Source organism: Streptomyces viridochromogenes DSM 40736 (genome assembly GCF_000158955.1).
Taxonomy (GTDB): domain Bacteria; phylum Actinomycetota; class Actinomycetes; order Streptomycetales; family Streptomycetaceae; genus Streptomyces; species Streptomyces venetus.
The window spans coordinates 2,097,716-2,109,727 of sequence record NZ_GG657757.1 but is presented as its reverse complement, the minus strand read 5'-3'; the positions used below and the strand labels follow the sequence as shown (position 1 = coordinate 2,109,727).

The window sequence follows — 12,012 nt, the reverse complement described above, 5'->3', positions numbered from 1 at the left end:
CCGAGGAGTTCTGCGACTTCATGACCGGCCGGACGAACACCTACATCCGCCGCCTGGAGAAGCAGATGAGCGAGGCGGCCGAGGCGATGGAGTACGAGCGCGCGGCCCGGCTGCGCGACGACATAGAGGCCCTGAAGAAGGCCATGGAGAAGAACGCGGTCGTGCTCGCCGACGCGACCGACGCCGACCTGATCGCGGTCGCCGAGGACGAGCTGGAGGCGGCCGTCCAGATCTTCCACGTGCGCGGCGGGCGGGTGCGCGGTCAGCGCGGCTGGGTCACCGACAAGGTGGAGGAGATCACCACCGGCGCCCTCGTGGAACACGCGCTCCAGCAGCTGTACGGCGAGGAGAGCGGCGACGCCGTCCCCAAGGAGGTCCTGGTCCCCGCCCTGCCCGACCCCGTGGAGCCCGTCCAGGAGTGGCTCGCCGGGCGGCGCGGCTCCGGCGTCTCCCTGCGCGTCCCGCAGCGCGGCGACAAGAAGGCCCTCATGGAGACGGTGCAGCGCAACGCGCAGCAGGCGCTCGTGCTGCACAAGACCAAGCGCGCCTCCGACCTGACCACCCGCTCGCGCGCCCTGGAGGAGATCGCCGACGCGCTCGACCTGGACAGCGCCCCGCTCAGGGTCGAGTGCTACGACATCTCCCACCTCCAGGGCGACGACGTCGTGGCCTCCATGGTCGTCTTCGAGGACGGCCTCGCCCGTAAGAGCGAGTACCGCCGCTTCCAGATCAAGGGCTTCGCCGGTCAGGACGACGTCCGCTCCATGCACGAGGTGATCACCCGCCGCTTCCGGCGCTATCTCGCCGAGAAGGAGAAGACGGGCGAGTGGATGGACGGGGAGGAGGCCGAGAACGGAGCGAACGGCGAGCACGCCGAGCACGCCGAGAGCCCCCTCGCCGGCGCCGCGAACACCCTCACCGAGGACGACGGCCGCCCCAAGAAGTTCGCCTACCCGCCCCAGCTCGTGGTCGTCGACGGCGGCGCCCCCCAGGTCGCGGCCGCCCGCCGGGCCCTGGACGACCTCGGCATCGACGACATCGCCGTGTGCGGCCTCGCCAAGCGTCTGGAGGAGGTCTGGCTGCCCGGCGACGACGACCCGGTGGTCCTGCCCCGCACCAGCGAGGGTCTGTACCTGCTCCAGCGCATCCGTGACGAGGCCCACCGCTTCGCGATCACCTACCAGCGCACCAAGCGGTCCAAGCGCTTCCGGTCCAGCCCCCTGGACGACGTGCCGGGCCTCGGGGACACCCGCAAGCAGGCACTTCTGAAGCACTTCGGTTCGTTGAAGAAACTGCGATCCGCCACCATCGACCAGATCTGCGAGGTCCCCGGCATAGGCCGCAAGACCGCCGAGACGATCGCGGCGGCCCTCGCCCAGGCGGCTCCGGCCGCACCCGCCGTCAACACGGCGACTGGGGAGATCATGGAAGAGGAACCCGGCACCATGGGTTCCAGTGGGGAACACGTGAGCACGGGAGCCCCGGACGAACGACGGGGGCAGGAGACATGAATGTGAACGAGCACGACGGACACACAGAGCAAGCCGGAGACGGAGCACAGGTGAGTACGGGCACGCCCAACGAGAAGGCCACGGTCCCGGACGCGGCCATCCCCGAGCTGGTGATCATCTCCGGCATGTCCGGGGCGGGCCGCTCGACGGCCGCGAAGTGCCTGGAGGACCTCGGCTGGTTCGTCGTCGACAACCTGCCGCCCGCGCTGATCCCCACCATGGTGGAGCTCGGCGCCCGCTCCCAGGGCAACGTGGCCCGCATCGCCGTCGTCGTCGACGTCCGCGGCCGCCGCTTCTTCGACAACCTTCGCGAGTCCCTCGCCGACCTGGAGGTGAAGAACGTCACCCGGAGGATCGTCTTCCTGGAGTCCTCCGACGAGGCCCTGGTGCGTCGCTTCGAGTCGGTGCGCCGCCCGCACCCCCTGCAGGGCGACGGCCGCATCGTCGACGGCATCGCCGCCGAACGCGAGCTCCTGCGCGAGCTGCGCGGCGACGCCGACCTGGTGATCGACACCTCCAGCCTGAACGTGCACGAGCTGCGCGCCAAGATGGACGCCCAGTTCGCCGGCGAGGAGGAGCCGGAGCTGCGGGCCACGGTCATGTCCTTCGGCTACAAGTACGGCCTGCCGGTCGACGCCGACCTGGTCGTCGACTGCCGCTTCCTGCCGAACCCGCACTGGGTCCCGGAGCTGCGCCCCTTCACGGGCCTCAACGAGGAGGTCTCCGGGTACGTCTTCAACCAGCCCGGCGCCAAGGAGTTCCTCGACCGCTACACGGAGCTCCTCCAGCTCGTCGCCACCGGCTACCGCCGTGAGGGCAAGCGCTACGTGACCATCGCCGTGGGCTGCACGGGCGGCAAGCACCGCTCGGTCGCCATGTCGGAGAAGCTGGCGGCCCGGCTCGCGGCCGAGGGCGTGGAGACGGTGGTCGTCCACCGGGACATGGGACGCGAATGACACGACGTACTCCCCGGCTGAGCCGGCTGCGCCGGGTGATGCCCGAGGGCAACACCTCAGGCAAGGGCAGCCGGCCCGCCGAGGCCCGGGGCGGCAGGCCGCGCCGCCGGGGCGCCCAGCCCAAGGTCGTCGCCCTCGGCGGCGGCATGGGCCTGTCCGCCTCGCTCGCCGCGCTGCGCCGGATCACCGGCGACCTCACCGCCGTCGTCACCGTGGCCGACGACGGCGGCTCCAGCGGCCGGCTCCGCGACGAGCTGGGCGTGCTGCCGCCCGGCGACCTGCGCAAGGCCCTGGCCGCGCTGTGCGGCGACGACGACTGGGGCCAGACCTGGGCCCGCGTCATCCAGCACCGCTTCCAGTCCCAGGGCGACCTGCACGAGCACGCGGTGGGCAACCTGCTGATCGTCGCCCTGTGGGAGCAGCTCGGCGACCACGTCCAGGCCCTCGACCTGGTCGGACGCCTGCTGGGCGCCCAGGGGCGGGTGCTGCCCATGTCCGCCGTCCCGCTGGAGCTCCAGGCCCTGGTCAAGGGCCACGACCCGGCCCGCCCGGACGAGGTCGACACCGTCCGCGGCCAGGCCACCGTCGCCCTCACCCCGGGCGAGGTGCAGTCCGTGCACCTGGTGCCGAACGACCCGCCGGCCGTGCCCGAGGCGGTCGACGCCGTCCTGGACGCGGACTGGGTGGTGCTCGGACCCGGCTCCTGGTTCTCCTCGGTCATCCCGCACCTGCTCGTGCCCGAACTGCTGGACGCGCTCACGCAGACCAAGGCCCGCCGGGTACTCTCCCTGAACCTCGCCCCGCAGCCCGGAGAAACCGAGGGCTTCTCCCCGCAGCGTCATTTGGAGGTTTTGGGACGACACGCCCCTAAACTCGCCCTGGACGTGGTGCTGGCCGACGAGGCCGCCGTGCCCGACCGCGACTCCCTGACCGACGCCGCCGAGCGGTTCGGGGCCGCGGTCGAGCTGGCGCCGGTGGCCCGGCCCGACGGCACCCCGAGGCACGACCCGGAGCTGTTGGCCGCCGCGTACGACCGTATTTTTCGGATGCATGGAAGGATCGGCCCATGGCGATGACGGCAGCGGTGAAGGACGAGATCTCCCGGCTCCCCGTCACCCGGACCTGCTGCAGAAAGGCGGAGGTCTCCGCCATCCTGCGGTTCGCCGGCGGCCTCCACCTGGTGAGCGGTCGGATCGTGATCGAGGCGGAGCTGGACACCGCCATGGCGGCGCGCCGCCTCAAGCGGGACATCCTGGAGATCTTCGGCCACAGTTCCGAGCTGATCGTGATGGCTCCGGGCGGGCTGCGCCGCGGCTCGCGCTACGTGGTGCGGGTCGTCGCGGGCGGTGATCAGCTGGCCCGCCAGACCGGTCTGGTGGACGGGCGGGGCCGCCCGATCCGCGGCCTGCCCCCGCAGGTGGTCTCGGGGGCCACCTGCGACGCCGAGGCCGCCTGGCGCGGAGCCTTCCTGGCGCACGGCTCGCTCACCGAGCCCGGCCGCTCCTCCTCCTTGGAGGTGACCTGCCCGGGCCCCGAGGCCGCGCTCGCTCTGGTGGGCGCCGCGCGCCGCCTGTCGATCGCCGCCAAGGCCCGTGAGGTGCGCGGCGTGGACCGGGTCGTCGTCCGCGACGGCGACGCGATCGGGGCGCTGCTCACCCGCCTCGGTGCCCACGAGTCGGTGCTGGCCTGGGAGGAGCGCCGGATGCGCCGCGAGGTGCGCGCCACGGCGAACCGGCTCGCCAACTTCGACGACGCCAACCTGCGCCGCTCGGCCCGTGCGGCCGTCGCCGCCGGTGCCCGCGTCCAGCGCGCCCTGGAGATCCTCGCCGACGACGTCCCGGAGCACCTCGCCGCCGCCGGCCGGCTGCGCATGGAGCACAAGCAGGCCTCCCTGGAGGAGCTGGGCGCGCTCGCCGACCCGCCGCTGACCAAGGACGCCGTCGCCGGCCGGATCCGCCGCCTGCTCGCCATGGCCGACAAGCGCGCCTCCGACCTCGGCATCCCGGGCACGGAGGCCAACCTCGCCGAGGAGGAGCTCGCCGACAACCTCGTGGGCTGATCCCACGGCCCGTCAAAAAGCCGGGGTCGGCGCCCACTTGGGTGATCGGCACCGGCTTTTGCGTGTCGTTCAGGCGCTCTTGACTCGATCATGGACTGTCATGAGCCTGGCATCTGTTCGCTGCTGCGGCGGACCCAGGCTAGGGGGGTTCATGAGACGAAGAGCGAGATCGATCCTCGCTGTCGGCGCGCTCCTGATCGGCGGAGCGAGCATCGCACCCATCGCCCAGGCACAACCGGACAGCACAGCCCCGTCCGACCCGGACGAAGTCAAGGTCTTCCGCGCCGACGTCACCCGCCGGCAGGTACCCCTGCTGCTCGCCGCCGGCCAGGACGGTCACGAACTCAGCGAGCGGGTACCCGCGAAGGGCACCGCCACCGTCGAGGTCTATCTGACCGACCGGCAGGCGAAGAAGCTGGAGCAGCAGGGCGTCGACCTCACCGAGCACGACCTCTCCGCCAAGGCCAAGGCCCGCGTCGGCGACGCCGCTCAGGGCGTGTTCCGCCCCTACAGCGGCAAGGGCGGCCTGAAGGAGGAGATCCTCGCGGCCGCTCAGGAGAACCCGGACCTCACCAAGGTCGTCTCCATCGGCAAGACCGTCAGGGGCCAGGACATCCTCGCGCTGAAGCTCACCCGGGGCGCGAAGAAGGCGAAGGACGGCTCCAAGCCCTCCGTCCTCTACATGTCCAACCAGCACGCGCGCGAGTGGATCACACCGGAGATGACCCGGCGGCTGATGCACCACTACCTGGACAACTACAAGAAGGACCGGCGGATCAAGAAGATCGTCGACTCCACCGAACTGTGGTTCGTCCTCTCGGCCAACCCCGACGGCTACGACTACACCTTCGCCGACGACGACAACCGCATGTGGCGCAAGAACCTGCGCGACATGAACGGCGACGGCGTCATCGGCACCGGCGACGGCGTCGACCTCAACCGCAACTTCTCCTACAAGTGGGGCTACGACGACGAGGGTTCGTCCCCCAACCCCACCAGCGAGACCTACCGCGGCCCGGGCCCGGGCTCCGAACCGGAGACCCAGGCGCTGCACGCCTTCGAGAAGCGGATCGGCTTCACGTACGGCATCAACTACCACTCGGCCGCCGAACTGCTCCTGTACGGAGTCGGCTGGCAGGTGGCCACGCCGACCCCGGACGACACCCTGTACGAGGCGCTCGCCGGCACGCCCGAGAACTCCGCGATCCCCGGCTACCACCCGCAACTCTCCTCCGAGCTGTATACCACCAACGGCGAGGCGGACGGCCACGCGGCGAACGTCAACGGCATCGCGATGTTCACCCCCGAGATGTCGACCTGTCAGTCGGCCTCGAACGCCGACCCGAACGACGAGTGGAAGGCGGCCGACTGCCGGTCGGTCTTCACCTTCCCGGACGACGAGAAGCTGATCCGGCAGGAGTTCGCCAAGAACGTCCCGTTCGCGCTCTCCGTCGCCGAGTCCGCCGCGCATCCCGACCGGCCGTCCTCGTCGGTCGGACTGAGCGCCGCCGACTTCACCCCCGCCGCGTTCTCGACGTCGTACGCCCGCGGCGGTGACCAGGAGGTCTCCGTCGTCGCGCGGAAGTCGCTGCGCGACAAGGAGCTGAGGTACCGCGTCAACGGCGGCCGCACCGAGGACATGGCGCTCCGGCCCTGGAAGGGCGGTGAGACCTACGGCGGTGAGGACAACCTCTACTTCGACGAGTACCGGGCGAAGGTCAAGGACGGCGACCCGGGCGACCGGGTCGAGGTGTGGTTCACCGCGGAGACGAGGAACGGCAGGAAGGTCTCCAGCGAGCGCTTCACCTACACCGTCGCCGAGCGGCCCCGGGCGAACACCCTCGTCGTCGCCGAGGAGGGCGCGACCGCCACACAGGCGCAGAAGTACGTCGACGCGCTCAAGGCGGGCGGCCGCAAGGCCGTCGTCTGGGACGTCGCCCGGCGGGGCGCACCCGACGCGCTCGGCGTGCTGAGCCACTTCGACACCGTCGTCCACTACACGGGCGCGAGCGTCCCCGGCAACGCCACCCAGCTGCAACTGCGCGCCTTCCTCAACGCGGGCGGCAGGCTGATCGAGGCCGGCGAGCAGGCCGGCGGCAGCGTCGACCTCGGCGGCGGCGCCCTGTCCAACGACTTCAGCCAGTACTACCTCGGCGCCTACAGCCGCACCACGGCCGCCGGAGCCACCGGCTTCACCGGCTCCGGCGAGCTGAGCGGCTTCACGGGACCGCTCGCCGACGCGCCCGGCAACCCGCTGGACAAGGCGGGCCGGTACAACGTCACCTCCGACGAACTGCCGGCCGAGCAGTACCCGCGGTTCGCGAGCAAGGGCGCCGGACAGTTCGCCGGGGCGACCAATCCGTACGGCCCGTACGCCGGCTCCTCGATGGCCGCCGCCGTCCACACCGACGACGCCTACAAGCGCCTCACCCGCACCGTGGACCTCACGGGTGTCACCGCCGCCGACCAGCCCGCGCTGCGCACCCAGCTGATGTGGGACACCGAGTCCGGCTACGACAACGTCCTGGTCGAGGCCCACACCACGGGCGCCGACGACTGGACGACCCTGCCCGAGAAGGGCGGCGCCACCAAGGCCACCGTGCCGACGGAGTGCGAGGGCGGCTTCTACGTACGCGAGCACCCCTGGCTGAAGCACTACCTGACCCAGTCGGACGGCGGCTGCGCCGCGACCGGCAGCACCGGGCAGTGGCACAGCATCACCGGCTCCTCCGGAGGCTGGCAGCAGGTGAACTTCGACCTGAGCGCGTACGCCGGCAAGTCGGTCGAGCTCTCGATCAGCTACGTCACCGACCCGGGCACCGGCGGGTACGGCGTCCTCGCGGATGAGGCCTCGCTCGTCGTCGGCGGCACGGCGAAGGAGACCGAGGGCTTCGAGACCTCGCTCGGCGCGTGGAAGGCGACCGGCCCGCCCGCGGGCAGCCCGGCCGCCCTCAAGGACTGGGCCCGCACCGGGGCCCTCTTCCAGACCTACGGCGCGGTCACCACGGACGACACCGTGCTGCTGGGCTTCGGTCTGGAGCACGTCGTCACCGCGGCCGACCGCGCGGCACTGATGAGGAAGGCGCTCGCCTCCCTCGACGTGTGACCTCCCGAGACCAGGGAACTCTCGGTCAACAGGCACCACGCCGAGTAGCGAAATCGAGTGACCCCGCTCTCGGTGGCGGGCGGTCCGTACCCCTACTGGCCGGTACGGACCGCCCTGCCGTGTATGGGGCATCTGGATGTCACCACCGGGGCCTCAGGGAGGTAGGGTCGGAGGCGGTCGGGGACATCCCAAACAGAGCTCGCCGGCACCTCATGGCCGGCGTACCAACGAGGAGATCGGTTCGTGACGATCCGCGTAGGCATCAACGGCTTCGGCCGCATCGGGCGTAACTACTTCCGCGCGCTCCTGGAGCAGGGTGCAGACATCGAGATCGTGGCTGTCAACGACCTGGGTGACACCGCGACCACCGCTCACCTGCTGAAGTACGACACCATCCTGGGCCGCCTCAAGCAGGAGGTCTCGCACACCGAGGACACCATCACCGTCGGCGACAAGACCATCAAGGTTCTCGCCGAGCGCAACCCCGCCGACATCCCGTGGGGCGAGCTGGGCGCCGACATCGTCATCGAGTCGACCGGCATCTTCACCAAGAAGGCCGACGCCGAGAAGCACATCGCGGGCGGCGCCAAGAAGGTCCTCATCTCGGCTCCGGCCAAGGACGAGGACGTCACCATCGTGATGGGCGTCAATCAGGACAAGTACGACCCGGCGAACCACCACGTCATCTCCAACGCCTCCTGCACCACCAACTGTGTGGCGCCGATGGCGAAGGTTCTCGACGAGAACTTCGGCATCGTCAAGGGCCTGATGACCACGGTGCACGCGTACACCAACGACCAGCGCATCCTGGACTTCCCGCACAAGGACCTGCGTCGCGCGCGTGCCGCCGCCGAGAACATCATTCCGACCACGACCGGTGCCGCCAAGGCCACCGCGCTGGTCCTGCCGCAGCTCAAGGGCAAGCTGGACGGCATCGCGATGCGCGTCCCGGTCCCGACCGGCTCGGTCACCGACCTCGTCCTGGAACTCGGCCGCGAGGTCACCAAGGAAGAGGTCAACGCCGCCTTCCAGAAGGCCGCCGAGGGCGAGCTGAAGGGCATCCTCGAGTACACCGAGGACCCGATCGTCTCCTCCGACATCGTCAACGCCCCGGCGTCCTGCACCTTCGACTCCTCCCTGACCATGGTCCAGGAGGGCAAGAACGTGAAGGTCATCGGCTGGTACGACAACGAGTGGGGCTACTCCAACCGCCTCGTCGACCTGACGGTCTTCGTCGGTAACCAGCTCTGATCGAATAGACCAGGCACCACGATGTGAGAGCAGGGCTCGGGCAGCGCGCGGTCGCGCTGTCCGAGCCCTGACTCACGTACAGATCAGAGCTGTCCGATCACGAGCGCTTACGAGCGATCACGAGCTCTTTCAGGAGTCCCTGCATGAAGACGATCGACGAACTCCTCGCCGAAGGGGTGGCGGGCAAGCGGATCTTCGTCCGCGCCGACCTGAACGTGCCGCTGGACGGCACCACCATCACCGACGACGGCCGTATCCGCGCCGTACTGCCCACCGTCAAGGCCCTCGCCGACGCGGGCGCCCGCGTGGTCGTCGCCTCGCACCTGGGCCGCCCCAAGGGTGCCCCGGACCCGGCCTTCTCCCTCGCCCCGGCCGCCACGCGCCTCGGTGAACTCCTCGGTGCGGACGTGCCGTTCGCCACCGACACGGTCGGCGAGTCCGCCCGCGCCACCGTCGCCGGCCTCGCCGACGGCCAGGTCGCGGTCGTCGAGAACCTGCGCTTCAACGCCGGTGAGACGAGCAAGGACGACGCCGAGCGCGGCGCCTTCGCCGACCAGCTCGCGGCCCTCGCGGACGTCTACGTCGGCGACGGCTTCGGGGCCGTGCACCGCAAGCACGCCTCCGTCTACGACCTCCCGGCCCGCCTGCCGCACGCCGCCGGCTACCTGATCGCCACCGAGGTCGGCGTCCTGAGGAAGCTCACCGACGACGTCAAGCGGCCCTACGCCGTCGTCCTGGGCGGCGCCAAGGTGTCCGACAAGCTCGCCGTCATCGACCGGCTCCTCGGCAAGGCCGACCGGCTGCTCATCGGCGGCGGCATGGTCTTCACCTTCCTCAAGGCCAAGGGCCACGAGATCGGCTCGTCCCTGGTCCAGGAGGACCAGCTCCCGGTCGTCCGGGAGTACATCGAGCGCGCCGAGAAGAACGGCGTCGAGCTGGTCCTGCCGGTGGACGTCGTGGTCGCTCCGGAGTTCCCGGACCTCAAGACCAAGGCCCCGGGCCGGCCCAGCACCGTGGCCGCGGATGCCATCCCGGCCGGCCAGATGGGCCTGGACATCGGCCCGGAGTCCCGCAAGCTGTACGCCTCGAAGATCGTCGACGCCGCCACCGTCTTCTGGAACGGCCCCATGGGCGTCTTCGAGCACCCTGATTTCGCCGAGGGCACCAAGGCGGTCGCCCAGGCTCTCCTCGACTCCCAGGCCTTCACGGTGGTCGGTGGTGGCGACTCCGCCGCGGCCGTCCGCATCCTGGGCTTCGACGAGAACGCATTCGGCCACATCTCGACCGGTGGAGGCGCCTCCCTCGAATACCTCGAGGGCAAGACGCTCCCCGGCCTCGCCGCACTGGAGGACTGACCCTTTATGAGCACGCGCACGCCACTGATGGCGGGCAACTGGAAGATGAACCTCAACCACCTCGAGGCCATCGCCCATGTCCAGAAGCTCGCCTTCGCCCTGGCCGACAAGGACTACGAGGCCGTCGAGGTCGCGGTCCTGCCGCCCTTCACCGACCTGCGCTCCGTGCAGACCCTGGTCGACGGCGACAAGCTGAAGATCAAGTACGGCGCCCAGGACATCTCCGCGCACGACAGCGGTGCCTTCACCGGCGAGATCTCCGGCCCGATGCTGGCCAAGCTGAAGTGCACGTACGTCGCCGTCGGCCACAGCGAGCGCCGCCAGTACCACAACGAGACCGACGAGATCGTCAACGCCAAGGTCAAGGCCGCCTACAAGCACGGCCTGACCCCCATCCTGTGCGTCGGCGAGGAGCTGGAGGTCCGTGAGGCGGGCAACCACGTCTCCCACACCCTCACCCAGGTCGAGGGCGGTCTGAAGGACCTCTCCGCCGAGCAGGCCGAGACCGTCGTGATCGCCTACGAGCCCGTGTGGGCCATCGGCACCGGCAAGGTCTGCGGCGCCGAGGACGCCCAGGAGGTCTGCGCGGCGATCCGCGGCAAGATCGCCGAGCTGTACTCGCAGGACCTGGCCGACAAGGTCCGCATCCAGTACGGCGGCTCCGTGAAGTCCGGCAACGTCGCTGAGATCATGGCCCAGGCCGACATCGACGGCGCCCTGGTCGGGGGTGCCTCGCTGGACGCCGACGAGTTCGTCAAGATCGTGCGCTTCCGCGACCAGTGAGTATGCGGTAGCGGCGATCCGTCGTACCCTTGCGGGGTCCAGTACTGTGCTGGGCCCCGCGTCGTCCATCCGAATCCGAGGAAGTTGGTCCAGCCGTGGTTTTGGGGTTCTCGATCGCCCTGATCGTCTTCAGCCTGCTGCTGATGCTGCTGGTGCTGATGCACAAGGGGAAGGGCGGCGGCCTCTCCGACATGTTCGGTGGCGGCATGCAGTCCTCCGTCGGCGGCTCCTCGGTCGCCGAACGCAACCTCGACCGGATCACGGTCGTGGTCGGTCTGCTGTGGTTCGCGTGCATTGTCGTGCTCGGCATCCTGATGAAGATGAACAACTGATCGAGCCGCAATCCACACGGACCTGTACGTAAGGCCCCATGTTGGGTACGCGCAGCTGAGCGCGGCCTATCATGGGGCTTGCGTCTAGGTGTGAGGGTTGTAACTCCAATCACTGGACGCGCGTTGGGCCTTACGTAGACTGAGGCGCTCGCGGCGAAGCGGAACGCCGACTCGCTTCGCGGCACCATCACGCAGGGAGTTACGACCGTGGCAAGTGGCAACGCGATCCGGGGAAGCCGGGTCGGGGCGGGGCCGATGGGCGAGGCCGAGCGCGGCGAGTCCGCGCCGCGGCTGCGCATCTCCTTCTGGTGCTCCAACGGACACGAGACCCAGCCGAGCTTCGCCAGCGACGCGCAGGTGCCCGAAACCTGGGACTGTCCCCGCTGCGGCTTCCCGGCAGGCCAGGACCGGGACAACCCCCCGGACCCGCCGCGCACCGAGCCCTACAAGACGCACCTGGCGTACGTACGCGAGCGGCGCAGCGACGCGGACGGCGAGGCGATCCTCGCCGAGGCGCTCGCCAAACTGCGGGGCGAGATCTAGAAGTCGAGACCGGCCGGGCACCATCAGGTGCCCGGCCGGAGCTGCTTTCCCCACGGGCGTGACGGCCGCTCGCGGACCGATTGTCAGTGGTGCCCTCTACGGTTTGTGCATCGGGC

General features: G+C 70.1%; 10 protein-coding genes. All 10 read left to right on the top strand.

Annotated elements, in window-relative coordinates:
* A partial coding sequence (gene uvrC, locus SSQG_RS09240; RefSeq protein WP_039932206.1) for an excinuclease ABC subunit UvrC occupies positions 1–1,511 on the top strand: 1,511 nt, incomplete at its 5' end.
* The gene (gene rapZ, locus SSQG_RS09235; RefSeq protein WP_003989469.1) at positions 1,508–2,467 is read left to right on the top strand and encodes an RNase adapter RapZ; all 960 of its coding nucleotides are present in this window, start codon (positions 1,508–1,510) and stop codon (positions 2,465–2,467) included. The genes uvrC and rapZ, both read left to right, overlap by 4 nt.
* Positions 2,464–3,543 carry a gluconeogenesis factor YvcK family protein gene (locus SSQG_RS09230; RefSeq protein ID WP_039932205.1) on the top strand — a complete coding sequence of 360 codons (1,080 nt, stop codon included), beginning with the start codon at positions 2,464–2,466 and terminating at the stop codon, positions 3,541–3,543. Before rapZ ends, SSQG_RS09230 begins: the two co-directional genes overlap by 4 nt.
* A complete protein-coding gene (gene whiA, locus SSQG_RS09225; protein ID WP_003989467.1) occupies positions 3,534–4,526 on the top strand; it encodes a DNA-binding protein WhiA in 993 nt (330 codons plus the stop codon). The genes SSQG_RS09230 and whiA overlap by 10 nt, the downstream gene beginning before the upstream one ends.
* Before the next feature lie 151 nt (positions 4,527–4,677).
* Complete coding sequence (locus SSQG_RS09220; RefSeq protein ID WP_039932204.1) at positions 4,678–7,632, top strand: M14 family metallopeptidase; 2,955 nt, start codon at positions 4,678–4,680, stop codon at positions 7,630–7,632.
* A 243-nt stretch (positions 7,633–7,875) separates the two neighbouring features.
* Positions 7,876–8,883, top strand: a complete 1,008-nt coding sequence (gene gap / locus SSQG_RS09215) for a type I glyceraldehyde-3-phosphate dehydrogenase (protein ID WP_003989465.1) — start codon at positions 7,876–7,878, stop codon at positions 8,881–8,883.
* Between the two features lie 143 nt (positions 8,884–9,026).
* Positions 9,027–10,238, top strand: coding sequence for a phosphoglycerate kinase (locus SSQG_RS09210; protein ID WP_003989464.1), 1,212 nt, complete (start codon positions 9,027–9,029; stop codon positions 10,236–10,238).
* 6 nt (positions 10,239–10,244) lie between these two features.
* On the top strand, positions 10,245–11,021 hold the full coding sequence (gene tpiA, locus SSQG_RS09205; RefSeq protein WP_003989463.1) for a triose-phosphate isomerase: 777 nt from the start codon (positions 10,245–10,247) through the stop codon (positions 11,019–11,021).
* Positions 11,022–11,122: 101 nt separating this feature from the next.
* Positions 11,123–11,353, top strand: coding sequence for a preprotein translocase subunit SecG (gene secG / locus SSQG_RS09200; protein WP_039932203.1), 231 nt, complete (start codon positions 11,123–11,125; stop codon positions 11,351–11,353).
* Positions 11,354–11,560: 207 nt separating this feature from the next.
* Positions 11,561–11,896 (top strand): RNA polymerase-binding protein RbpA, encoded by a 336-nt coding sequence (locus SSQG_RS09195; RefSeq protein WP_003976875.1) that lies wholly within the window; start codon positions 11,561–11,563, stop codon positions 11,894–11,896.
* Positions 11,897–12,012 lie beyond the last annotated feature (116 nt).

What these genes read in the sequence shown, in the direction of transcription:
- rapZ (WP_003989469.1), top strand. Translation starts at nt 1,508, where the DNA reads ATGAATGTGAACGAGCACGACGGACACACAGAGCAAGCCGGAGACGGA.
- SSQG_RS09230 (WP_039932205.1), top strand. Translation starts at nt 2,464, where the DNA reads ATGACACGACGTACTCCCCGGCTGAGCCGGCTGCGCCGGGTGATGCCC.
- whiA (WP_003989467.1), top strand. Translation starts at nt 3,534, where the DNA reads ATGGCGATGACGGCAGCGGTGAAGGACGAGATCTCCCGGCTCCCCGTC.
- SSQG_RS09220 (WP_039932204.1), top strand. Translation starts at nt 4,678, where the DNA reads ATGAGACGAAGAGCGAGATCGATCCTCGCTGTCGGCGCGCTCCTGATC.
- SSQG_RS09210 (WP_003989464.1), top strand. Translation starts at nt 9,027, where the DNA reads ATGAAGACGATCGACGAACTCCTCGCCGAAGGGGTGGCGGGCAAGCGG.
- tpiA (WP_003989463.1), top strand. Translation starts at nt 10,245, where the DNA reads ATGAGCACGCGCACGCCACTGATGGCGGGCAACTGGAAGATGAACCTC.